Origin of the sequence: Streptomyces sp. NBC_00820, assembly GCF_036347055.1 — a bacterium.
In the GTDB taxonomy this organism is placed as follows: Bacteria; Actinomycetota; Actinomycetes; order Streptomycetales; family Streptomycetaceae; genus Streptomyces.
Map to the genome: position 1 here is coordinate 4,229,521 of NZ_CP108882.1, position 21,273 is coordinate 4,250,793.

The 21,273-nt window shown below is 70.5% G+C and carries 23 protein-coding genes and 1 tRNA gene; 14 read left to right on the plus strand and 10 right to left on the minus strand.

The genetic code is table 11. The features are described 5' to 3' along the window. Positions 1-3: 3 nt before the first annotated feature. Positions 4-645, minus strand: a complete 642-nt coding sequence (locus tag OIB37_RS19160) for a UTRA domain-containing protein (protein ID WP_330458825.1) — start codon at positions 643-645, stop codon at positions 4-6. A gap of 309 nt (positions 646-954) precedes the next feature. Continuing rightward, positions 955-1,341, minus strand: coding sequence for a DUF6344 domain-containing protein (locus OIB37_RS19165; RefSeq protein ID WP_330458826.1), 387 nt, complete (start codon positions 1,339-1,341; stop codon positions 955-957). Positions 1,342-1,689: 348 nt separating this feature from the next. Here OIB37_RS19165 and OIB37_RS19170 point away from each other — a divergent pair, with 348 nt between their 5' ends. Together OIB37_RS19170 and OIB37_RS19175 are read left to right on the plus strand one after the other, a co-directional pair. Next, positions 1,690-1,818, plus strand: a complete 129-nt coding sequence (locus OIB37_RS19170; protein WP_330458827.1) for a DLW-39 family protein — start codon at positions 1,690-1,692, stop codon at positions 1,816-1,818. 465 nt (positions 1,819-2,283) lie between these two features. After that, entirely contained in the window at positions 2,284-3,633 is a 1,350-nt protein-coding gene (locus OIB37_RS19175) for a hypothetical protein (RefSeq protein ID WP_330458828.1), read from the plus strand. Here the strand turns inward: OIB37_RS19175 and OIB37_RS19180 are convergent. Further along, complete coding sequence (locus OIB37_RS19180; RefSeq protein WP_330458829.1) at positions 3,597-5,345, minus strand: serine/threonine-protein kinase; 1,749 nt, start codon at positions 5,343-5,345, stop codon at positions 3,597-3,599. The two genes, OIB37_RS19175 and OIB37_RS19180, sit on opposite strands and share 37 nt — an antisense overlap. A 235-nt stretch (positions 5,346-5,580) precedes the next feature. Then, on the minus strand, positions 5,581-6,132 hold the full coding sequence (locus OIB37_RS19185; RefSeq protein ID WP_330458830.1) for a helix-turn-helix transcriptional regulator: 552 nt from the start codon (positions 6,130-6,132) through the stop codon (positions 5,581-5,583). Between the two features lie 183 nt (positions 6,133-6,315). Here OIB37_RS19185 and OIB37_RS19190 point away from each other — a divergent pair. Continuing rightward, positions 6,316-6,388, plus strand: a tRNA-Ala gene (locus tag OIB37_RS19190). Between the two features lie 297 nt (positions 6,389-6,685). Here the strand turns inward: OIB37_RS19190 and OIB37_RS19195 are convergent. Beyond that, positions 6,686-7,678, minus strand: coding sequence for an IS630 family transposase (locus tag OIB37_RS19195; RefSeq protein ID WP_330457699.1), 993 nt, complete (start codon positions 7,676-7,678; stop codon positions 6,686-6,688). Positions 7,679-7,805: 127 nt separating this feature from the next. Then, entirely contained in the window at positions 7,806-8,618 is an 813-nt protein-coding gene (locus OIB37_RS19200) for an NAD(P)H-binding protein (protein ID WP_330457698.1), read from the minus strand. A gap of 85 nt (positions 8,619-8,703) precedes the next feature. Between OIB37_RS19200 and OIB37_RS19205 the strand changes: the two genes are divergently transcribed. After that, the gene (locus tag OIB37_RS19205; RefSeq protein ID WP_330457697.1) at positions 8,704-9,117 is read left to right on the plus strand and encodes a winged helix-turn-helix transcriptional regulator; all 414 of its coding nucleotides are present in this window, start codon (positions 8,704-8,706) and stop codon (positions 9,115-9,117) included. A 96-nt stretch (positions 9,118-9,213) separates the two neighbouring features. Here OIB37_RS19205 and OIB37_RS19210 read toward each other — a convergent pair whose 3' ends face one another. Beyond that, entirely contained in the window at positions 9,214-9,459 is a 246-nt protein-coding gene (locus OIB37_RS19210) for a hypothetical protein (protein ID WP_330458831.1), read from the minus strand. 266 nt (positions 9,460-9,725) lie between these two features. Between OIB37_RS19210 and OIB37_RS19215 the strand changes: the two genes are divergently transcribed. The 3 genes from OIB37_RS19215 to OIB37_RS19225 all read left to right on the plus strand — a co-directional run bounded on the left by OIB37_RS19215 (position 9,726) and on the right by OIB37_RS19225 (position 12,360). Further along, the gene (locus OIB37_RS19215; RefSeq protein ID WP_330458832.1) at positions 9,726-10,712 is read left to right on the plus strand and encodes a hypothetical protein; all 987 of its coding nucleotides are present in this window, start codon (positions 9,726-9,728) and stop codon (positions 10,710-10,712) included. Between the two features lie 138 nt (positions 10,713-10,850). Next, positions 10,851-11,645, plus strand: coding sequence for an SDR family NAD(P)-dependent oxidoreductase (locus tag OIB37_RS19220; RefSeq protein ID WP_330458833.1), 795 nt, complete (start codon positions 10,851-10,853; stop codon positions 11,643-11,645). Positions 11,646-11,847: 202 nt separating this feature from the next. Beyond that, complete coding sequence (locus OIB37_RS19225; RefSeq protein WP_330458834.1) at positions 11,848-12,360, plus strand: hypothetical protein; 513 nt, start codon at positions 11,848-11,850, stop codon at positions 12,358-12,360. Positions 12,361-12,531: 171 nt separating this feature from the next. On the opposite strand, the gene OIB37_RS19230 is transcribed toward OIB37_RS19225, so the two are convergent. Continuing rightward, a complete protein-coding gene (locus tag OIB37_RS19230) occupies positions 12,532-13,998 on the minus strand; it encodes an MFS transporter (protein WP_330458835.1) in 1,467 nt (488 codons plus the stop codon). Between the two features lie 244 nt (positions 13,999-14,242). Between OIB37_RS19230 and OIB37_RS19235 the strand changes: the two genes are divergently transcribed. Further along, positions 14,243-15,130, plus strand: coding sequence for a helix-turn-helix domain-containing protein (locus OIB37_RS19235; protein WP_330458836.1), 888 nt, complete (start codon positions 14,243-14,245; stop codon positions 15,128-15,130). Positions 15,131-15,209: 79 nt separating this feature from the next. Here OIB37_RS19235 and OIB37_RS19240 read toward each other — a convergent pair whose 3' ends face one another. Continuing rightward, positions 15,210-15,911: a DUF5324 family protein gene (locus OIB37_RS19240; protein WP_330458837.1), complete on the minus strand. Its 702-nt coding sequence runs from the start codon at positions 15,909-15,911 to the stop codon at positions 15,210-15,212. 226 nt (positions 15,912-16,137) lie between these two features. On the opposite strand from OIB37_RS19240, the gene OIB37_RS19245 reads away from it, so the two are divergent. Continuing rightward, positions 16,138-16,695, plus strand: coding sequence for a peptidylprolyl isomerase (locus OIB37_RS19245; protein ID WP_330458838.1), 558 nt, complete (start codon positions 16,138-16,140; stop codon positions 16,693-16,695). 112 nt (positions 16,696-16,807) lie between these two features. Continuing rightward, positions 16,808-17,701: a rhomboid family intramembrane serine protease gene (locus tag OIB37_RS19250; protein ID WP_330458839.1), complete on the plus strand. Its 894-nt coding sequence runs from the start codon at positions 16,808-16,810 to the stop codon at positions 17,699-17,701. A gap of 303 nt (positions 17,702-18,004) precedes the next feature. Here the strand turns inward: OIB37_RS19250 and crgA are convergent, their stop codons facing one another. Further along, complete coding sequence (gene crgA, locus OIB37_RS19255; RefSeq protein ID WP_330458840.1) at positions 18,005-18,259, minus strand: cell division protein CrgA; 255 nt, start codon at positions 18,257-18,259, stop codon at positions 18,005-18,007. Positions 18,260-18,411: 152 nt separating this feature from the next. Between crgA and OIB37_RS19260 the strand changes: the two genes are divergently transcribed. From OIB37_RS19260 to OIB37_RS19275, 4 genes are all read left to right on the plus strand, one after another. Beyond that, complete coding sequence (locus OIB37_RS19260; RefSeq protein WP_330458841.1) at positions 18,412-19,221, plus strand: DUF881 domain-containing protein; 810 nt, start codon at positions 18,412-18,414, stop codon at positions 19,219-19,221. Positions 19,222-19,328: 107 nt separating this feature from the next. After that, positions 19,329-19,490 (plus strand): hypothetical protein, encoded by a 162-nt coding sequence (locus OIB37_RS19265; RefSeq protein WP_330458842.1) that lies wholly within the window; start codon positions 19,329-19,331, stop codon positions 19,488-19,490. Further along, positions 19,487-20,128: an aminodeoxychorismate/anthranilate synthase component II gene (locus OIB37_RS19270; RefSeq protein ID WP_330458843.1), complete on the plus strand. Its 642-nt coding sequence runs from the start codon at positions 19,487-19,489 to the stop codon at positions 20,126-20,128. Before OIB37_RS19265 ends, OIB37_RS19270 begins: the two co-directional genes overlap by 4 nt. Beyond that, positions 20,125-21,273, plus strand: coding sequence for a class E sortase (locus tag OIB37_RS19275; RefSeq protein ID WP_330458844.1), 1,149 nt, complete (start codon positions 20,125-20,127; stop codon positions 21,271-21,273). The genes OIB37_RS19270 and OIB37_RS19275 overlap by 4 nt, the downstream gene beginning before the upstream one ends.

Consider the following 21,273-nt stretch of genomic DNA (forward strand, 5'->3'; position numbering starts at 1 on the left):
CACTCACCACCTTTCCAGTCGAGTGGTGAAGACCAGCTCCGTGCGGTCTGCGGGCAGCACGATGCGGGAGACCTCCACGACACGGTCGCCGAGGTCGTAGGAGGTCTTGCGGAGCAGGATGACGGCGCTGCCCGGCGGCAGTCCCAGCTCGCGGGCCTCCTCCGGGGCCGGGGGGCGGGCGGTGAGGCGTTCCTCGACGCGGTCCACCTCGACGCCGACGGTGTGGAGCTGGTTCTGGGTGCCTCCGGGCCAGGGCTCGTTCGCCTCGTCCAGGAGGTCGGGGTTGGCCGCGGCCAGGGAGTACGGGAGATACGAGGTCACGAGGCCGAAGGGGGCCGGGTCGGCGGTGTGCCGGGTGCGGTAGCTGCGTTCGAGCAGGGCGGTGCCCTCGGGCACGCCGAAGGCGCTCGCCAGGTCCCCGGGCGCCCGGATCGTGCGGTACCGCGCCGAGAAGACCAGGTCGTCACCGGTCAGGCCGGTGTCGTGTTCGGTGACCCCGGTCGCGGCCCGGGTCGTTCGCGGCTGCCGTGCCCGGTCCTTCTCCCACTGGTGCCGTCCGTTGTCGCGCACGGCCACCGTGCGCGACCGCCGTACGAACGTGCCGCTGCGGACGTCGTCCGCGATCTCGTCGTGAGGCTTGGGCACCCGACCAGGCTACGACTGCTCGTCAGGACCCGTCGTGCGGGGCGAGGCGTCGGCGTGACGTGGGTGTGGGTGGGGGTGGGACGTCGGTAGGACATCGCTGGGCGTTGCTGGACGTCGCTGGGACGTCGGTGGGGCACCTGCGGGGAGCTGCTGAAACGTCGGTGGGGCACCTGCGGGGGAGCTGCTGAAACAGGAACCGCGCGTGACCCCCGGCCGAGGGCAGCCGGGGGTCCTTCCGTGTCGACATACGCGTACGCAAGTCGCCTTTGGTGTCGAAACGTCCGCGGTTCTTGTGTGCTGTGGCCCGGGTCAGCAGGCGAGCGGTGCGGTCCGCTGGTCGGTGAGGGCGTCCGCCTCGGTGTCCGTCTGGGCGAGGGGGTCGGTCTCCGCGTCGGCGAGGGGGAGGTGCCTGCAGCGGGGGGACTTCCCGTGGGCCTCGGCCCGGATCCGTTGCTTCATCGTGGGGGGCAGCGCCTTGGCGTGGGACCAGGTCCAGTGGCGCATCGCTGGGATCGTCGGTGCCGTTCGGAGCTCGGTGCCGCTGTCGCTGTCGCTCTGCGGCGTCTCGGTGCGCGGGCTCTCGGTCTGGGCCGAGGCCGTCGTGGCGGCGGTGGTGACGAGTCCGAGCGCCGTGCACAGCGCGAGGAAGGCGGTGACGATGGCGGTCCACAGCGTCATGACCTTGTTCTGGGTCATGGCCCCTCACTTTCGGGTTGGGCGATTTGCGTACTTTCCTCATGATGTGTATGCGGGACGCGAAGTGGTGGACCGACGCCCGTGGCGCGTCGATGTTCAGATGAACACCACCCGTATGGGCGCAAGAGGGCAGAAAAGCCCACGAATCATGGCGAGAGCAAGCAGAAGGGGAGCAAAGTAACCGTCCGTGGAGGTGTGATCACCCTCCGATCGGAACGGCGCCGACCTGGCCTATTGCGCTGACGGCGGCGGGAGTTGGGCCCCGACGCAGGTCGCCGACCGATATCGGGCGGTGTGTATAGTCGGGCGCCAGAGGTCCCCTACGTCAACGAAAGACGAGGTCGCGCGGTGAAGAAGCTGCTCCTGGTCGCACTGGCCGCCGTCGGCGGTCTCCTCGTGTACCGCCAGATCCAGGCGGATCGCGCCGAGCAGGACCTGTGGACGGAGGCCACTGACTCCGTGTCCACGGGTTCCTGAGTGCCGACACCAGAATCTGATCGAACCCCGGTCGCCTGAGCGGCCGGGGTTTTGTCTTGCCCTTCCGCGCTGCCCGTACGGGTGCGCGGGGCCGGTCCGGCGGCTCGTGTTGCCGGAGCCCGGCGGGTGATGTAGCCGTCCCGGTGTGCTGCGGGGGTGTCGTGCCCGGACAGCCCGGACAGCCCGGACAGCCCGGACAGCCCGGACAGCCCGGACAGGTTCGGGTGTTTCGGACGGGCGTATGCGATGCGCGGATGCCGCAGGGGGCCCCGGGGGAGGATGGGCCACGGCCGGGTGCGGAGCTACTGGGGGTGGCGGGTGCGGGACCGGATGCGGGTGTGGGCACGGGTGCGGGTGTGGTCGCCGGCGCGGGTGCCGGGGCGTACGGCGTGGCGGAGCCGGTGGCGACGCCGGGGTGAGCGACGGGGGTACCGCGGCGCCGGTGCCCGTGCCGTCGCACGTGTCGTGCTCGCCGGGATCGTGCTGTGGGTGGTCGCCGTCGCGCCCGGGGGACCGGGGACCGGGGCTGCCGCCGTCGCCGCCGAGCGAGGACAGGGGGCGTACGCCTTCACGCCCGGGGCCGCGTTCGTCGAGGGCGCGGCGCAGACCGCCGACGCGCGGCAGCTGAAGGCCGGACGCACCTACCGCAGCTACCTGCCCGAAGACGGCAAGCTCTACTACCGCCTGGAACTCACCGCCGCGACGACGGCGTACGTCCCCGTCACCGCCGTACCCCCGGCGGGCTCCACCGTCTCCGCCACCGACGGCATCCGCGTCTCGCTCCAGGACGCGAACGGCGGCTCCTGTTCCTACTCCTCCGCCTCCTTCGGCGCCGGACTGAGCCCCCGGCCGGTCACGGCCCTCGGCCAGCGCGACACCGGAAGGACGCTGTGCCAGGGGGCGGGGACGTACTACCTGTTCGTCGAGCGCCTGGACGCCGAGGGCTCCGGCTCCACCGCGAACGCCCCGGCGCGCCGCTGGGACCTGGAGATCGCGCCCGCCACGGAACCCCGGCCGGCCGCGGCCGGCTCCACCACCGCACCCCGAGCCTGGGACTCCGCCTCGCCCGCACCGCTCGGCGGCGAGCCGCGCGACCAGGCCGGCGGCGCCGGGTTCACCGGGGCCCGTCCGCTGGGCCAAGGGGTCTGGCGCACCCGCCTGGCGCCCGGCCGGACCCTCTTCTACAAGGTGCCGCTCGACTGGGGCCGGCAGCTCCACGCCACCGCCGAGCTGGGCAGCACCCCCGACCACCAGGGCTATGTCGGTGGCGCCCTGAACCTCTCCCTCTACAACCCCGCCCGCGGCTACGTCGACGACGTCTCCCTCGGCTACACCGGCACCCAGAAGGCCGCCGCCCTCTCCCCACTGCCCCCGGTGGAGTACGCCAACCGGTACGCCGTCATCGGCAGGGAGAACTCCGTCCGCTTCGCCGGCGACTACTACCTGGTCGTGCACCTCAGCGAGCGGATGGCCGCCGGCTTCGGACAAGGGCCCTTCGACGTGACGCTCCGGGTGCGTGTCGACGGGCGGGCGCACGGCGGGCCCGAGTACGACGGGCGCTCCGTGCCGGGTGACCTCTTCACGCTCAGCCCGGCGGACGGGTGGGCGGCGGCCGGCGGTGGTGGCGGGAGTGCCGGCACCGGAACCGAGAGCGTCGGGAGCGGCGGCACCGCGATGACGGCCCTCGCGGCCGGCGGGATCGGCACCGGTACCGCCTTGCTGCTGGTGCTGGGCGGGTGGACGGTCGCCGCGCGGCGGAACGAGCGGACGCGGCGCGGTCAGACGCGGGCGAGTGCCCAGAAGCCGACGGCGTAGCAGGCGAGCGCCAGGAGGAGGACCGGGATCGCCACCCTGGCCGGGGGGCCGGGGTGGCGGCGCGCTCGGCGGTGGGGTGTGGCGGAGCGCGCGGCGGAGGGGGTGGCCGAGGGTGCCTGGGGCGGGACCGGACTCGGAACCGGACTCAGGACCGGGGTGGCGATCAGGGGTGTGATCGGGGTCGTGACCGGGGTCGGAGTCGGGGTCGGGTCGGCGGGCGGCTGTGCCTGGGGGTCCCGGGCGGTGTACTCGGCGGTCGAGGGGCCGGAGGGGGAGTACGACGACAGGGGCTGCGCGGAGGGAAGCGGGGCCGGCACCCAGGGGGCGTGCGGAGAGGGGGAAGGCGTGTGGTCGGTCCCGGACGTCCCGTGGTGCGGGGGGAGCGGTTGCCGGTACGGCTCCGGCGAGGGCTGCGGTTGCGCCCGCGGAGGCGGCGGTGCGGGTGTGGGTGGGGCCGTGGGCGTGGGCTCGGTGTGGGAGGCCGCGTGCTGGGCGGGCCGGTCCGGACGGGGACTCGGCGTCGGCTGCGGGGGCGGGAGATGGAAGCTCCCTGTGTCCGACATCGAGGGGGTCGAAGCAGTCACGGGCTTCGCGTGGGCCGAGGGAGCCGTGTGGGCCGAGGGAGTTGAGGGGAGGGGCGTCGGCGCGGGGGTGGAGCGGTCCGTCCAGCTGTCGTCCGAGCGGGGATCGGGCGGTGCGGCGGCGGCCCGATCGGGCCTCTCGGGGGCCGGACTCGTGGTGCTTTCCGTGGCCTCGCCGCCCTCGCCGCCCTCGCCGCTCGTGCCACCCGCGTCCGCTTCGGACCGTCGTCTGCGTACGTTCGGGGACGGTACGAGTGGTCCGTCGGTACCGAACCCCTTGGGCAGTGGCCCGAGTTGGTCGAAGATCTCGATCGGTTCGTCGTCGAGGCCCGGTTCCTGGAGGAGTTCGGTGGCGGAGGCCAGTGCCTTGCGGGCTCCCGTGGCGGTGCGGAAACGGGCCCCGGGGTCGGGCTGGAGCAGGGTGGCGACGACCTGCCAGAGGGGATCGGGGACACCCTTGGGCGGACCGGGCGTCCCGTGTTCCATGAAGTACCGCACGATCGCCTTGGCGTCCGGCTTGGCCCCTTCGAGCAGGTAGAGGGCGACCAGGCCCACGGCGAACAGGTCGGCCGGGTAGTCCGGGTCGGCGCCCAGCATCTGCTCGGGCGCGAGATAACCGGGCGTGCCCACGACGAGGTTGGTCTCCGTCAGCCGGGGTTCGCCGAACCGCATGGCGATGCCGAAGTCGGACAGCCTGAGCCGTGGTCGGCCGGTGCCGGTGGCCTCGAGGAGGATGTTGGCGGGCTTGATGTCGCGGTGCACGACGCCCTCCGCGTGGACCGCGGAGAGACCGGAGAGGAGCTGGTCGATCAGGGTGCACACGAAGGCCGGCGGCAGTGGACCGTAGTCGTTGACGAGGTGGACGAGCGAGCCGCCCGCCACCAGGTCCATGGTGAACAGCACTTGGTCGTCGTCGGCGGCCCAGCTGGCCGGCGCGAGCACATGCGGGTGATCGATGCGCAGGGCCTGTTCGCGGACGAAGCGCAGGAGCGCGTGGGCGTCGCGCTGCTGGAGCACCTTGGCGGCCACGTACCGCCGTCGGCGGTGGTCCCAGGCACGCCAGACGGCGCCCACACCGCCCCGTCCGATCGGGTCGGCCAGTTCGTACCGGCCGGCGAAGACCTCACCCATGACAGTCCGCCGCTCCTCCCCCTAGCCCGACGACTCCCCCACTGCCCTACTGCCCTACTGCCCTGCCTGGTTCTGCCGACCCCCCGGTCCTGCTCCCCCAGGTCCCACTTCCGGGTCCTGCGTCCCCGGGTCCTGCTTCCCCTCGATGAGCGATACACCCCGCGTCCCCCGCGCACCCACCCGTGCCTCTGCCTCGGCCCGGTTCCCGGACCCCCTCCGGGAACCGGGCCGTGGGTCAGCTCTGGTGGGACTGGTAGTGCGCGACAGCGTCGGAGGTGCGGCCGGCGCCGTAGACCCGGAGGAACTCTGCCAGTTCGGGGTGGCTCGGGGCGAGGGTGTCGGCCGCATCGATGATGTCGCCGGCGGCGGCCACGGAGCGCAGCAGCGACTGGATCTCACGGACCACCCGCTTGACCGTGGGCGCGCCCGAACTGTTCGTCGTGTGCGTGGTGTTGTTGCTCAGCACGGAGCCCCCCTGCGACTTCTTGATCTCGTCCATCCGCTCGGTCGCCTCGGCCGCGCTGACGCTGCCGTCCGCGACCTGCGCCGCCAGGTCCTGCAGCAGCTGCACCCGCTGGACCACCGCGGGATTGCCGATCTTGGCACGCTGGCCGCTCATCAGCTGCGACAGCATCGGAGCGGACAGTCCCAGCGCCGCAGCCAGCCGGGCCTGGTTGAGCCCAAGATCGTCGATCAGCTTACGGAAGAGCGCCCCCAGCGGCTCTCCGTACCAGTTCCGCTGCAGCTCCCGCGCTCTCGCGGTGGCTTCCTGCTGTGCGGCGTCCATTGCGTCTCCCCATCGCTTCCCCAGAAAAACCCGCGGTTCGCTGTAGCGAACCACGTCGAGCATCTTACGGAGCGTGGTCATCCGGGGGGACCCCCAATCTTTTTGCGGGATACGGGGGGTGACCCGGTACTCTGGTCTGCGGCGCCCGCCGGGATGTGTTCCTCCGGCCGGACGCTCCTTTCCGGGGCCTTAGCTCAGTTGGTAGAGCGCCGTCTTTGCATGGCGGATGTCAGGGGTTCGACTCCCCTAGGCTCCACTTGATGAAATCCCCTCTGACCTGCGAAAACGCGGGCCAGAGGGGATTTTTGTCGTTCAGGGTGCGCGGGTGCTCCCCGCGGTACGTGCCCGGCGCTAGGGGGTGTCGTTTGGATCAGCTCGGGTCCGCGACGCCCGGCACGGCACCTCGCCGCGTTGTCGGATCAGCCGAGTACGTCCAGTACGCGGCAGATCCTCCGCCTTGCGAGGCACCGCACCGGACGCCGCGGCCTGATCCGACCTGATCCGAACGACACCCCCTAGTGCTGCCCCGCAGAAGTTCGTAGAGGGGTGCCGATCACGCTGTCTTGAGTGGGGTGCCGTCATAGGTCCAGCGGTACGGCTTCGCGGTCTTGTTGTGCTGGATGACGTAGGCGTCCAGCTTGTCGATGAGGTGGTCTCGGCTGCGGAAGTCGCCGTTGCGCAGGACCCGACGTGTCAGGGAGGAGAAGAACAGCTCGATCTGGTTCAGCCAGGAAGCGTGCGGGGGTGTCCAGTGGACGTGCCAGCGCGGGTGGGCGGCCAGCCATGTCTTTGTGTGCTTTGCCGTGTGCGAGGAGCCGTTGTCGAGGACGATGTGGATGTCTTTGGCGGGGTCGATGACCGTATCGACCTGTTCGAGGAAGGCGGTGAAGGTGGCCGCGTTGTTGCGCGTGATGGTCTCGGTGAGGACTTCACCGCTTCGTACATCCAGTGCTGCAACGAGGGAGGCGGTGCCGTGTCGGCGGTATTCGAACTCCTGCCGGGCCATTCGTCCGGGCCGGGGCGCCTGCCCAGGGTGGCGTCGGGATCGTGCGGCGATTGCGGTCTTCTCGTCGATGGAAAGCACCACCGCGCCCTCGGGTGGGTTGAGGTACAGGTTGCAGACGTCGGTGGCCCGTTGCCAGAAGTCCGGAGTGTCCCGGCGGGTGAGCCAGCCCCGCACCCGGTGCGGTTTCAGATCCAGGTCCGCCAGGATGCGGCCGACCTGGGACGGTGAGATCTCGGCGAAGGCCGTGCCCGCGACCTGCGCGGCGATCCTGCGATGCGACCAGGTTGACTCCGGGTACGGGGGCGCGCTGGTGGCGGCGGCCACGACGGCGACGCGCACCTGTGGTCCGTAGAGGCGGGGCCGGCCGGAGCGTTGCGCGTCGGCCAGAGCGGCTACGCCGTCGGCGGCGAACCGGCCCCGCCACTTGCGCACCGTGTTGACGCTGATCTTCAGCTCGCGTGCGATCGCGGCGTTGGTCAGCCCGTCGGCCGCTGCGAGAACGATCTTCGCCCGCAGTACCTGCCTCACCTGTGCGGTCACGGAGGTTGCCAGCCGCCGCAGGCGCGTACGCCCTGGCGCGGCGAGGTTCACCACAACCGCCGTTGAAATCGACGTAGTTGGATGAGGCATGGCCGTTTCCTGGCGGCGCGGGCTGGTGGCTGGGGGGCTATGCGAGGGCTGTTGCGAGCACAGAGTGGGGTGCGCGGCCCAACAGTTGACGCAGGTCACCGCCGGTGCGGGACATGAACCCGGCCGCGATGGCGGAGTAGGTACCCACCAGCATCGGCACCTGGAAGGGCTCGGCGCCGGAAGCGGCAATACGGGTGCGGGCCTGGGTAAGAGTCTCCGGCTCGTAGGTCACGTGCGGGCCGTGCGCGCGGGCCAGCTCGCCGCCGCCGATGGCCTGCTCGCCGACGAGTTCGTAGATGCGCCCCGCATGAGCGGGTGCGTCCACCGTCACACGTGCCGCGGCGTCGGCCAGGTCCGCTCGGGCCACGGCGGCCAGTTGGCCCTCTCCGAGCGGGGCTGTGATCCGCCCGTCGGCCGACGGGGCCGCGAGCCAGCCCAGCAACTCTGCATACAGGCCATTGCGCAGGATCGTCCAGTCCATGCCGCTCTCCTGCAGGCGACGCTCGGTCCAGCGGTGCGGCAGGGCGTAGGGGAGGTGATCGCCGTCGGCGGTCAGGCTCGTATAGACGACATGCCTCACGCCGGCCTTCTCTGCGGCGGCGATGGCGGCGCCGTGCCGGGCTATGACGGTGTCGTCCTCGCCGTAGCCCGCGGAGATCAGCAACAGCACATCCACACCTTCGAAGCCTCCGGCAAGGGTGCCGGGCTCGTCGAAGTCGATGCGGCGGACCGGCAGCGGGGCCTTGAGCTGCTGAGGGTCGCGCGTTCCAAGGACGGTGTCGTCGCGGTCGGCCAGCCGTTCGGAGATCAGTGTGCCCAGGGCGCCGGTGGCGCCAGTAATCAGGATCATCAGGGTCTTCCCGTTCCGGTAGGTTCTCTTCGGTAACCGGGATCATCCTGCGGTTTTGTGCCGGGGAACGTAAGGAGGCACTTCCATGTCAGTGGGGCACACCGGGGTAACCACCGTCCCCGTCGTCAGCTGCGGCGACGAGCACGAGGATTGCGGGATCCGCGACGTGCTCGACCGGATCGGCGACAAATGGTCGGTCCTGGTCGTCGTTGAACTGGCCCAGGGCGTCCGCCGTTTTCGGCAACTACAGCGCGCCATCCCCGGTATCTCGCAGCGGATGCTGACGCTCACCGTGCGGCGGCTGGAACGCGACGGCCTGGTCACCCGGACTGTGCATCCCACGGTGCCCCCGCAGGTCGAGTATGAGCTCACGACGATGGGCCACAGCCTCACGTATCTGGTCAAAGCCCTCACGGACTGGTCGGCTCAACACCGCGACGCCATCGCGCAAGCGCGCCAGGAATGGGATGCCGAACACCCCGACTCTGGAATCCGGTGAACAAACGGGCTCCAGCACCTTGCCGATTACGACGGGGTGAGCTTGCTCAACCCCCTCAACGAACTTCTGCGAGGCAGCACTAGCAGGCGCGGCCGGTCACGACGCCGACTTCTCCCGCTGCTCGTACGCGCGCGCCCGCCGGCGCAGCTCCGCCCTGGCCGCGGGCGCACCGCCGGGGACCGAGGCGAAGTAGGGGTGCCGGAGCAGGCGCACGGAGAGGTGGTGCAGTCGCCGGCGCAACACCGTCACGTTGCGGGGGCGGGGCGCCGCGAGCGCCTCGTACGTGCGGTTCCAGGCGCGCTGGAGCTGGATGAGGTCGTAGGGGAAAGGGGTGGGCGGCATGGCCGGATTCAATCACGTGTTCGATTTCCGGGTCACGTCGCGCCACGACACGCTCGCCTGAGCTGTGACCGAGCACCATAGGTGGCCCTTGAGTATTCCGGTTGGCCCCTGTGCACGATGGTCGGCCCCGTGTGGGCGGTTGGATCATCCGCCGAGTGGCTTCCGGTGGGCCGCCGGACCGGTCATGATCAAGTTCCGGGGGTTCGACGGTGGGGTGTGGTGTGAAGGACTGGCGGACCGATCCGACGTTTGCGATGTGCCGGGAAGTGGCGGACGGGGCGGACCTGGCCTCGTTCGCGGGCGGCCCGTTCGACGTGCGGGCGGTGGTGGCCGGCATCCTGCCCGAACCCCGACAGGGCTTGGACCTCGATGCCGTCCCGTGGGGCAACTTCCCCCATGGGTACGACGCCCGAAAGGCCGTTCACCTCCTGCGCGCCGACGGCGAACCGGGCGTGGACGCGACGGGTGTGCTGTGGGGCCTGTGCGCCGACGACAGCCGGGCCGCCGCCGCCCTCGCCGTGCCGTTCCTCATCCCCCTGGCCATCGACGCCCACCACCCACACCGCGCCGCCGCCCTCGCCGTACTCTCCGGCCCCGCCCGTGCCAGGCACCACGGCGTCGCCTCCCGCGAGGAACTCCTCCTCCACCGCAACGATCCCCGGCGCGACGCCCCCGACACCCACGACGACTACGGCTACGAGGTGACCGGCTACCCGGCCGGCTGGTCGGTGGCCGCCGCCCGAGCCGCGATCACCACCGACGCCTCCGCACTCCTGCCCCTCCTCGGAGACCCCGACCCCACCGTCCGCGTCGACGCCGCCTACGCCCTGGCGACCACCGCCGACCCCGACCACACCATCCGGACCGCCTTGACCAACGGATTCGCCGCCGAAAGCGACGCCATGGTCCGCGCCGCCCTGCTCCTGGCCACCGCCGAGATCACCCGGGCCCACCCGCACCCGCCGACCCTCACGTGGCTGAGCGAACGGTGGCACGACCGGACGGAGACCCCCGAAGCCCGCCTGGCGGCGGCGGTCGGCTGGCTCTGCCTCACCGACCGATCCGCACCCGAGGAGCTCCGCCGGACCGTCGACACCCTCGCCGACGACGAGCGCGCACACGCCATGGAGTCCCTGCCGTGGATGAACGCCGCCTCCGGCACCGACGAACCAGGACTCCTGCGCTGCAGACGCCGCATGCTCCACCCGGAAGAACCCGACCCGGAAGCGGGCTTCTGGGACTCCCTGTTCTGAGCAACCGGGCTGTGGTCGTGCATCGGAGTCGTCCAGCGGGGTCAACCGCGGTGCTCGGTCGCATGAGCAGCCCGAGCCGCCCGAGCCGGTTCCGCCTACGCTCGGTCCAGGGAGTGCCCGAGCCGGAAGAGGTTGGCCATGGATCTTCAGCTCAAGGACAAGGTCGTCGTCGTCACCGGTGCGAGCAAGGGCATCGGCCTCGCCCTGGTCGACGCGTTCGCCAGGGAAGGCGCGCACGTCATCGCCGGGAGCCGGAGCATCACCACCGGGCTCGAAGAACTCCAGGAGAGATACGGCGTCATCGCCGTCCCGGCCGACCTGTCCACCGCGGCGGGGCCCGACGCGCTCGTCGCGCGCGCGGTGGACCGGTACGGCACGGTCGACGTCCTGGTCAACAACCTGGGTGCCGCGACGCCCCGTCCGAGCTTCCTGGACATCGACGACGCCGAGTGGCAGCGGATCTTCGACCTGACCCTGTTCAGCGCGGTCCGGGCCAGCCGCGCGGCCCTTCCCCACCTGCTGGACGCCGGCGGAGGCGCCATCATCAACATCAGCTCCATCAACGCGCGCCTGCCCTTCCCCGCGGTCGTCGACTACTCCGCGGCCAAGGCCGGGCTGGCCAGCCTGACCAAGTCGCTGTCCGAGGAGTTCGCACCGCGAGGCGTCCGGGTCAACGCCATCGCCCCGGGACCGGTCCGCACCCCCTTCTGGACCGCACCGGGCGGCTTCGCCGATGCCGCGGCGGCCCAGGCCGGCACCACCCCACAGGAAGCCATGGACGTCGTCGTGCCCCAGAGCATGGGCATCTCCACCGGACGGGTCACCGAGGCCCACGAAGTCGCCGACCTCGCGCTCTTCCTCGCCTCACCGCTCGCCGGCAACATCACCGGAGCCGAGTTCACCATCGACGGCGGCCAGGTCAAGACACTCTGACGACGTCCGCACGCGCCCGGATCCCCGCTCCGCCACCGCCAACCCCTGCCGCTCACCCAGCACTTCGCGGAGCGGTCCGTACGGCACTGTGTTCGGCGCAGGCCCTGAGCACGTCCGGGTGAAACCAACGCCGCCGCGGTGGCCCGGAAGCCTGCGCGGTTAGGGCCATGGGTGTCCCACTCAGCCCATGGAAGGACCAAGCATGACCGCTGGCCTGCCACCGATCGGCGCGGAGATCCCCTGCTCCATGCTCGCGATCGACAGCGTGATCGAGTACCGGAACCAGATCATCAACTGTGACTTCAGAGGCGGCGTCAGACACCGCGTCGACGTCAACCCTCATGACCCCATGACGAGCGTCCTCCTGCGGACCATCGGCTACCGGGTGACCGCGGACACGGACAGGGGGACCATCACCTTCGAGCAGAACGACGTCGACGTGAACCCCAGGAGCACCCTGCGCACGACGCAGCAGTCCCCGCCGCAGTACCTGCACCGCGATGTCCAGGAGTTCAGCGTCACCTTCGACCTCGACGGCGAACCGGTGGTCCTGGTGACCAGGGCCCCGATGGTCTGCGAGGCCACCCTCAGCCAGTTCCCGCCCCGAGGAGACAGCTACCGGCTCATCGAACCGGTCGACCTCGTCGACCCGGAGCACCCGGACACGGTCGTCGCCCGCCTGACCGCCTTCCCCTCCAAGCGCGGCGGCCTGTGACCACACGGCAGGACCGGCAGCCGACACGACCGGCAGCCGGTACGACCCGTAGTCGGTACGGCCGGTAGCCGGTACGGCCCGTAGTCGGTGCTGCCGGCGCACACCACGAAAAGTGCCCTCCGCCCCCCCGCATCTCCCGGGGGCGGAGGGCACACGCGCGAGGTCCGCCGTTCACTCCACGGCCGTACGGAGGAAGAGGGCGGCGACGAGCGCGGTGACCAGCACCAGGACGGCGTCCACGGCGACGGCCGTGCGGACGCCCGTCAGGATGCCGTGCGTGGTGACCGTCACCATGGCGCCCGTGGCGACGGCACTCATCACAGGGGTGCCCAGAGTGATGCCGATCTGCTGGCTCATCGTGGCGAGCCCGGCGGCCATGCCCTGCTCGTGGTCGGGCAGACCGCCGGTCGCGGTGACCATGAAGCCGACGATCAGGAGCATGTTGCCGACACCGCCGACGAAGCCCGCGGGCAGCAGCAGGGCGAGGCCCGCGGGGCCGGTGCCCAGGGCGACAAGGGCGGCGGTCGCGACGGCCTGGACCAGGGCACCGCCGACCAGGGCCACCCGGGTGCCGGTGCGGGCGATGACACGGGGCGCGAGCACACCGCCCAGGACGGTGCCCAGACCCAGGACACCGAGGGACAGCCCGGCCGCGAGGGAGGAGAAGCCGAGCACCCGCTGGAGATAGAGAGTGAGCAGGAAGACCAGCGAGGTCTCGGTGACGAAGGCCAGGATCCCGGCGACGTTACCGACGGCGACGGTGCGCCGGCGCAGAACGGTCACCGGGACCAGCGGAGCGGAGCTCACGCGTTCGACGAAGAAGAAGACGACCAGCAGCACGGCCCCGGCCGCGAGAGCGCCCAACGCGACCGGATCGCTCCAGCCCTGCTCACCGGCCCGCGCGAAACCCAGGACCACGGCGAGCAGACCCAAGGTGACGGTGAGGGCACCGGGGATGTCCAGGCGAGGGCGCTCGGTGGGCCGCGACTCGGAGATCACCATCGGAGCGACGGCCAGGACGGCAACGGCGACCGGCACGTTGATGAAGAACGACCACCGCCAGGACAACAGGTCCGTCAGCACACCGCCGAGAACCGCTCCGGTGGTGAAGCCGGCCGACATCAGCGCACCGTTCAACCCCAGCGCCCTCTCCCGCGATGGCCCCTCGGGGAAGGACGTGGTGAGCAGCGACAGGCCCGCAGGGGTGACGGCGGCCGTGGCCAGACCCTGGAAGACACGGGCGACGAGCAGCACTCCGGGACCGGTGGCCAGGCCTCCGACGAGGGAGGCGAGCCCCAGGACGGCCAGCCCCCCGAGAAAGAGCCGGCGACGGCCGAAGAGATCCGCGACCCGGCCGAACAACAGGGTGAACCCGGCCGCGCACAAGGCGAACGCCGTCCCGATCCACTGCAGGTTCGACAGGGAGAAACCCAGCCCCTTCCCGATCACCGGCAGAGCCACGTTCAGGATCGAGAAGTCGACCGCCAGCATGAACTGCGCGACCAGCAGCACCACCAGCGTCAACCGCGCCTGCGACGTCAACCGCGCCCGCGACGTCGACCGCCCACCGGAACCCTCGTCCGACTGCCGGCCCGGCAGCGACGCCCCCTCCACCACCACACCATCGACCACAGACATGCGACCCATCCCTTCGAGGACCGTCGGCACACCGCCGACGAGCCGACGACACACCGCCGACGAAGGGAATGGTGCTGGCCGGGCAGACACTCACCCAGACCTCAGAAATGACTCGCCACCCGCTGACAGGCCACGCCCTGACTGGTCACCACATGACCACCCCACACGGGAAGCACCCGACAGGCGCCCCGCGTTGGACGCAATGACACCGTCCACGTCACCGGATGCACGGGAAGGCCACGTCATGACCGACTTCTCCGAACTGAGCGACTTCCTGCGCAGCCGCCGAGCCGCCCTGAACCCCGAAGACATCGGTCTTCCCCAACTGGCACAGCGCCGCCGCGTACCAGGCCTGCGCCGCGAAGAGGTCGCCCTGGCCGCCGGCCTGAGCGTCACCCACTACACGCGCCTCGAACAGGGCCGCACCCACCAGGTCTCCGACTCCGTCCTCACCGCGATCGCCCGCACCCTGCGCCTGACCCCCGACGAGCACACCCACCTCATGGACCTGGCCCGACCGGAAGCCCCCGGCCCCCGCCGCACCCCGGCACCACGCACCCACCACGCCGACCAGGGCATCCGCCAGCTCATCGACACCTTCACCGAGACACCGGCCCTCGTCCTGGACCGGCGCAACGACATCCTCGCCTGGAACGCCATGGGCCATCTCCTGCTGGCCATGCACCTGGACATCGACGCGCCCAGCGAGCCCCACACCCGGCCGAACCTGACCCGCATGCTCTTCCTGGACGAGCGCAACCGCGATCTCTACCCGCACTGGGACGACGAGGCCCAGCTCGCGGTGGCCTCACTACGACTCGTAGCCGGCCGCCACCCCCACGACAAGCAGCTCGCCGAACTGGTCGGCGACCTCATCATGAACAGCGACGACTTCGCCGGCCGCTGGGCCCGCCACCCGGTCCGCACCTGCGTGGCAGGCATCAAGGAGATCCATCACCCACTGGTGGGCGAAATGGAGCTGTCCTTCCAGAGCCTCCTCGTCCCCGGACCGTCGGAGCAGCGCCTGATCACCTACTCCGCCCGGCCAGGAACGACATCCGAAGCCGGCCTGCGGCTCCTCGCCGCCACCCTCCAGGTGCCCTACGACGAGACGGCGCGCACTACCGACTGACGTTTCACGTGAAACACGAAGGGGCGGCCGATTCACCGCATCGGCCGCCCCACAACCACACCGGCGCCGGTACGCCACCTCACCTGGTGTCGTCGCGGCCGGTGCCGTTCTCCTCGTCCTGCTTCGCCTGCACCTCCGGGTCCAGCGCCGACGAACCGGTCCCGTCCACCGAACGCAGCCGGTCCGCGTCAGGCATCTCCGTCGCGGCCGGCGGCTCCACCAGCCAGTCCGGATTGGCCTGCCTGTCCCACCACCTCCAGACCACGACGGCACCACCCACGAGCACCCCCAGCACCGCCACATACTTCAGAACACGAGACGCCCGGCCCCGGCGCTTGTTCCGCCGGGCCAGGTGCTCGATCTCCTCCGCCGAGACATGGCCACGCAGCGCGGCCAGCGCGGCAGCACCCCGCGCCGCGGCCTCGTCACGCACCGGAGCAGTGGCCGCCATGGCGTACTCGATCCTCGGACGGGAGTACTTGGCCGCCTGTCGGGCAGCCTTACGGGTACGGACGGCGGCCTCCTGCGCGGCAAGGTCCACCTTCGGCGGCACATGCGAACGCGCCTCTTCCAGGCGCGGGGCGAGCCGGACGTCGTACTGCGTACGGGCCTGCTCCGCGGCCTGGGAGACCACGGGCGCGAGCCGTACACGTGCCTCCTGCGCGTAGTGCGCGGCACGCTCCTTGGCCGTGTCGGCGTAGGGCGCCACCACTTCCGCGGCGTGCAGCACGCTGTCCTTCGCCGAGCCGGTCGCGGCGCGCACGCTTTCGATGCGGGTCACGGGATCCTCCTCCTCGGTGGCGTACGGTATTTCGACTGGTAATCCGTCTTTCCACCCTTTTACGGATCATGCCTGCCTCCGGCCAGCCCGGCATGCGCGGGCGGGCATATGGGTGCCGATGACCCCTTACGCCCCAGGCCCGGCGGAACTCCCGGTCCGCCAGGCGTCGGCCGGACGGGACCGTGCGAGGATCGGGGGATCACGGAAAGACAACGGAAGGCAGATCGTGGCCGAGCGGCTTTACGCCACCCTCAAGACGAACCACGGCGACATCGAAATCGAGCTGTTCCCCCACCACGCGCCCGGCACGGTCAGGAACTTTGTCGAACTCGCCCAGGGCGAGCGCGAGTGGAAGCACCCCGGCACCGGCGCCGTGAGCCACGACAAGCTCTACGACGGAACGATCTTCCACCGGGTCATCAGCGGATTCATGATCCAGGCCGGCGACCCGGTCGGCACCGGCCTCGGCGACCCCGGCTACCAGTTCCCGGACGAGTTCCACCCCGACCTGTCCTTCAACAAGCCCTACCTCCTCGCCATGGCCAACGCCGGCCCGGGCACCAACGGATCGCAGTTCTTCATCACGGTCTCCCCGACCGTCTGGCTCAACCGCAAGCACACCATCTTCGGCGAGGTCTCCAACCAGGCCGGCCGGAAGGTCGTCGACACCATCGCCGCCGTCCCCACCGGCCGCAACGACCGCCCCGCCGCCGACGTCGTGATCGAGTCCGTCGTCATCGAGAAGCGCGACGGCTCCGCCCCCACGGACCGGCACGAAAGCTGACATCCGACGCGCCCCGGAGCCTCCTCCAGGGAACGAAACGCCCTGCTCGTCCGTAAGGATGAGCGGGGCGGGGTATTTCGGGGGAAAGTCCCACGACGAGCAAGGGGATCTCATGGAGCAGCCCGCAGGCAGCGCCCAGGACGCCCGGAGCCTGCCCGGGTGCTACCGGCACCCGGACCGCGAGACCGGTGTGCGCTGCACCCGCTGCGAACGGCCCATCTGCCCCGAGTGCATGGTCAGCGCCTCGGTCGGCTTCCACTGCCCCGAATGCGCCCGTGGGGGAGCATCGAGCGAGGCCCGGACCCCGGCCGCCGCCCAGCCCCGCACCCTGGCCGGCGGAACCGTCGCGGCCGACCCCAGGCTGCTCACCAAGCTGCTGATCGGCATCAACGTCGCGCTCTTCCTCGTCCAGCTGACGGTGGGCGACGCCTTCACCGAGCGGTTCGAGCTGATCGGAAACGCCCTCACCCACTACTCGCCGTACGTACCGCAAGGCGTCGCGGACGGCCAGTACTACCGCCTGCTGACCTCGATGTTCCTGCACGGCGGCTACCTCCACATCGCCTTCAACATGCTCAGCCTGTGGTGGATCGGCGGCCCCCTCGAAGCCGCCCTCGGCCGCGCCCGCTACCTGGCCCTCTATTTCGTCTCCGGCCTGGCCGGCAGCGCGCTCACCTACCTGCTCGCCGCGCCCTACCAGCCCTCGCTCGGCGCCTCCGGTGCGATCTTCGGCCTCTTCGGCGCCACCGCCGTCCTCATGCGCCGCCTGAACTACGACATGCGGCCGGTCATCGCGCTGCTCGTGATCAACCTGATCATCACCTTCGGAGTGCCGAACATCTCCTGGCAGGCCCACATCGGCGGCCTCGTCGCCGGCGTCGGCGTCGGGTACGCCATGGTCCACGCCCCGCGCGAGAAGCGGGCGCTGATCCAGTACGGCAGCTGCGCGCTCGTCCTGGTCGTCGTGGCGATCCTCACCCTCGTCAGGACCGCTCAGCTCACCTGACGGAGCCGATACCGAACCGTTGTCCACAGTGTGTTCCCGATCTTGTGCACAGCGTGCGGGAACAACTGTGCCCCCCGTCGCTCGGATGTGATTCCGCAGGTCAGACAGGGGGCCGAGGTGCGTGGAGGGCCGGTCAGGCAGTCACACCGGCGTCAACGGTCGATGAGTTATCCACAGATCGTAGTCTTTTCCCCAGGGGGTTTGTGGAAATCGCCGTTGGCCTGTGGATAACTCAGCGGAGAGCCGTGGGCAGAGCTGCCCCGAGGCTCCCCGCCGGTGCCGTTCGCGGTGCTGTTTTCCGCGCTACTTCCACTGCGTGGAGACACCGAAGCCGGCGGCGATGAAGCCGAAGCCGACCACGATGTTCCAGTTGTCCAGGCTGTCGACCGGCAGCGAGCCGTCGGTCACGTAGAAGACGACGATCCAGGCCAGCCCGATGAGGAACATGGCGAGCATGACCGGAGCGACCCAGGCACGGTTGGTGAGCTTGAGGGCCTGCGCCTGCTTCGCCGGCGGCGGCGTGTAGTCGGCCTTCTTGCGGATACGTGACTTCGGCACGAGGGTCTCTCCTGTCGATGCGCTGCGTGGCCGCGCAGGTAACTGGGTCGGGCTCGGGGCAGCGTACAAGGGGACAGTAAGGGCACACTCAGTGCTCCCCCAAGCGTCCGTTAGCGTAGTGCTTCCTCGGCGCTGAAGGAGATAAGGGTACGTTGAGCAATTCTGCCGACTCCCCAGGTGCGGGATCAATGGGTTCCGCGCCCGAGCCTGCGACGGAGCCCGCGCGCCGCGGTCCGCGCGTCCCGCCGATGCGTGTTCTCACCGTGGCCGTCTTCGCCCTGGCCGGGCTGATCTTCTTCACCAGCTTCGACACCGCCAAGGGCACCGACATCCGTCAGGACGGCTCCCTGCTGAAGCTGTCCGACCTGATCCAGGAACGCAGCCGCAAGAACAAGGGGCTGGACGAGTCCAACGCCACCCTGCGCGGACACGTGGACGCGCTCGCCGAGAGCGACGACGGCCGCACCGAGGCCGAGGACCGCAGGCTCGGCGGGCTGGAGGAGAGTGCGGGCACCCGGGGGCTCACCGGCGACGCGGTCACCGTCACCCTCAACGACGCCCCGCCGAACGCCACCGCCAAGCTCCCCGGCTATCCCGAGCCGCAGCCCGACTACCTGGTGATCCACCAGCAGGACCTGCAGGCCGTGGTCAACGCGCTGTGGCAGGGCGGAGCCAAGGGGATCAAGGTCATGGACCAGCGGCTGATCTCGACCAGCGCGGTGCGCTGTGTGGGCAACACCCTGATCCTCCAGGGCCGGGTGTACTCACCGCCGTACAAGATCACCGCGGTCGGGGACCCGGACCGGCTGAAGCAGGCGCTCGCGGACAGCAGGGCGATCCAGACGTACATGGTGTACGTCAACGTCTACGGCCTCGGCTGGCAGGTCACCGACGAGGGCACGGTGACGCTGCCGGGGTACGCGGGCACGGTGGATCTCCACTACGCGAAGCCGGTGGGGTAAAGCCGGTCTCCGACGCTGTCCGGAGTCACGCCACCGGAGGGCGTGGCGCCGTTAGTCTGGTGCGGTACGGCGTGAGTCAGGTGCCGTGGAGGAACGGAAGGGACGGCATGTACGGCTGGATCTGGCGGAATCTGCCGGGGAACGCGTGGGTGAGGGCGCTGATCTCACTCGTACTCGTCCTGGCCGTGGTCTACGTCCTCTTCCAGTACGTGTTCCCGTGGGCGGAACCGCTGCTGCCCTTCAACGATGTGACGGTGGACAACCAGTGAGCAGTGCACGGATTCTCGTCGTCGACAACTACGACAGCTTCGTCTTCAACCTCGTCCAGTACCTGTACCAGCTGGGTGCGGAGTGCGAGGTGCTCCGCAACGACGAGGTGACGACGGCGCACGCGCAGGACGGTTTCGACGGGGTGCTGCTTTCCCCGGGTCCGGGCACGCCGGAGGAGGCGGGGGTGTGCGTGGACATGGTCCGCCACTGCGCCGCGACCGGTGTCCCGGTGTTCGGGGTGTGTCTCGGCATGCAGTCGATGCAGGTGGCGTACGGCGGTGTGGTGGACCGGGCGCCCGAGCTGCTGCACGGCAAGACCTCTCCCGTCACGCACGAGGGCAAGGGTGTTTTCGCCGGTCTGCCGTCGCCCTTCACGGCGACCCGCTACCACTCGCTGGCCGCCGAGCCGGCGACCGTGCCGGCGGAGCTGGAGGTCACGGCCCGTACCGCGGACGGGATCATCATGGGGCTGCGTCACCGTGAACTCCCGGTCGAGGGGGTCCAGTTCCACCCCGAGTCGGTACTGACCGAGCACGGGCACCGGATGCTGGCCAACTGGCTGGTGGAGTGCGGCGACAAGGGTGCGGTGGCGAGGTCGGCGGGGCTCGCCCCGGTGGTGGGCAGGGCCACGGCGTGACCGCGCTGCGCCCCGAGCGCGAGGACTTCCACGGCGACGTGCCGCACGAGTCCTATGACCATGCGCCGTCCTACGGCGATGCGTCGTTCGCGGGCGCGGGTGATCCTCCGACGGCGCTGATGCCTGCTCTCGACGGGCGGGCGGGGGCGCCGTCGTCGTACGACGACCGGTTCCAGGAGCCGGGGGGTGGCCCGCTGCCCGCTGTCGGCGACGACGAGACGATGGCGCTGCGGATCCCCGGCCCGTCCGAGGGGCCGGAGAGCGGCTCTCTGCGCGCTTCTGGGGCCTCTTCCGCGGCGTCGGCCGCCGGAGGTGCCACCGGGGGCCGTGCGGCCCGCAGGAAGGCCGCCAAGCGGGGTGGCGGGCGTCATGGCGGGTCCCGGGAGGCGGCGTCGCCGGCGGAGTCCGGGCCGGACGCCCCGAAGCGGTCGCTGTCGCGGGTGGAGGCCCGGCGGCAGGAGCGGCTGCGCAAGCCGAGTCCGTCGGTGATCGCGAGCCGGGCGATCGGCGAGGTGTTCATCACCACGGGTGTGCTGATGCTGCTGTTCGTCACCTATCAGCTGTGGTGGACGAATGTGCGGGCGCACGCGCAGGCCGGCAGCGAGACGAACCAGCTGCAGGACGACTGGGCGAGCGGCAAGCGGGCTCCGGGGGTGTTCGAGCCGGGGCAGGGGTTCGCGATCCTGCACATCCCCAAGCTGGACGTGGTGGCGCCGATCGCGGAGGGCATCAGCAAGGAGAAGGTGCTCGACAAGGGCATGGTCGGGCATTACGGCGAGGGCGCGCTGAAGACCGCGATGCCGTACGACAAGACCGGCAACTTCGCGCTGGCCGCGCACCGCAACACGCACGGTGAACCGTTCCGCTACATCAACAAGCTGGTCAACGGTGACGCGGTCGTGGTCGAGACGCAGGACAAGTACTTTGTGTACAAGGTGTCTTCGATGCTTCCGGTGACTCCTCCGTCCAACACCAGTGTGCTGGACCCGATCCCGCCGGGCTCCGGTTTCACCGAGCCGGGCCGGTACATCACCCTGACCACCTGTACGCCGGAGTTCACCAGCAAGTATCGGCTGATCGTCTGGGGCAAGATGGTCGAGGAACGCCCGCGGAGCAAGGGCAAGCCGGACGCGCTCATCGAGTAG

Coding starts and splice junctions, on each gene's coding strand:
- OIB37_RS19165 (WP_330458826.1), bottom strand. CDS start 1,341: ATGACCCAGAACAAGGTCATGACGCTGTGGACCGCCATCGTCACCGCC.
- OIB37_RS19180 (WP_330458829.1), bottom strand. CDS start 5,345: ATGGGTGAGGTCTTCGCCGGCCGGTACGAACTGGCCGACCCGATCGGA.
- OIB37_RS19185 (WP_330458830.1), bottom strand. CDS start 6,132: ATGGACGCCGCACAGCAGGAAGCCACCGCGAGAGCGCGGGAGCTGCAG.
- OIB37_RS19200 (WP_330457698.1), bottom strand. CDS start 8,618: ATGATCCTGATTACTGGCGCCACCGGCGCCCTGGGCACACTGATCTCC.
- OIB37_RS19205 (WP_330457697.1), top strand. CDS start 8,704: ATGTCAGTGGGGCACACCGGGGTAACCACCGTCCCCGTCGTCAGCTGC.
- OIB37_RS19210 (WP_330458831.1), bottom strand. CDS start 9,459: ATGCCGCCCACCCCTTTCCCCTACGACCTCATCCAGCTCCAGCGCGCC.
- OIB37_RS19220 (WP_330458833.1), top strand. CDS start 10,851: ATGGATCTTCAGCTCAAGGACAAGGTCGTCGTCGTCACCGGTGCGAGC.
- OIB37_RS19225 (WP_330458834.1), top strand. CDS start 11,848: ATGACCGCTGGCCTGCCACCGATCGGCGCGGAGATCCCCTGCTCCATG.
- OIB37_RS19230 (WP_330458835.1), bottom strand. CDS start 13,998: ATGTCTGTGGTCGATGGTGTGGTGGTGGAGGGGGCGTCGCTGCCGGGC.
- OIB37_RS19235 (WP_330458836.1), top strand. CDS start 14,243: ATGACCGACTTCTCCGAACTGAGCGACTTCCTGCGCAGCCGCCGAGCC.
- OIB37_RS19250 (WP_330458839.1), top strand. CDS start 16,808: ATGGAGCAGCCCGCAGGCAGCGCCCAGGACGCCCGGAGCCTGCCCGGG.
- OIB37_RS19265 (WP_330458842.1), top strand. CDS start 19,329: ATGTACGGCTGGATCTGGCGGAATCTGCCGGGGAACGCGTGGGTGAGG.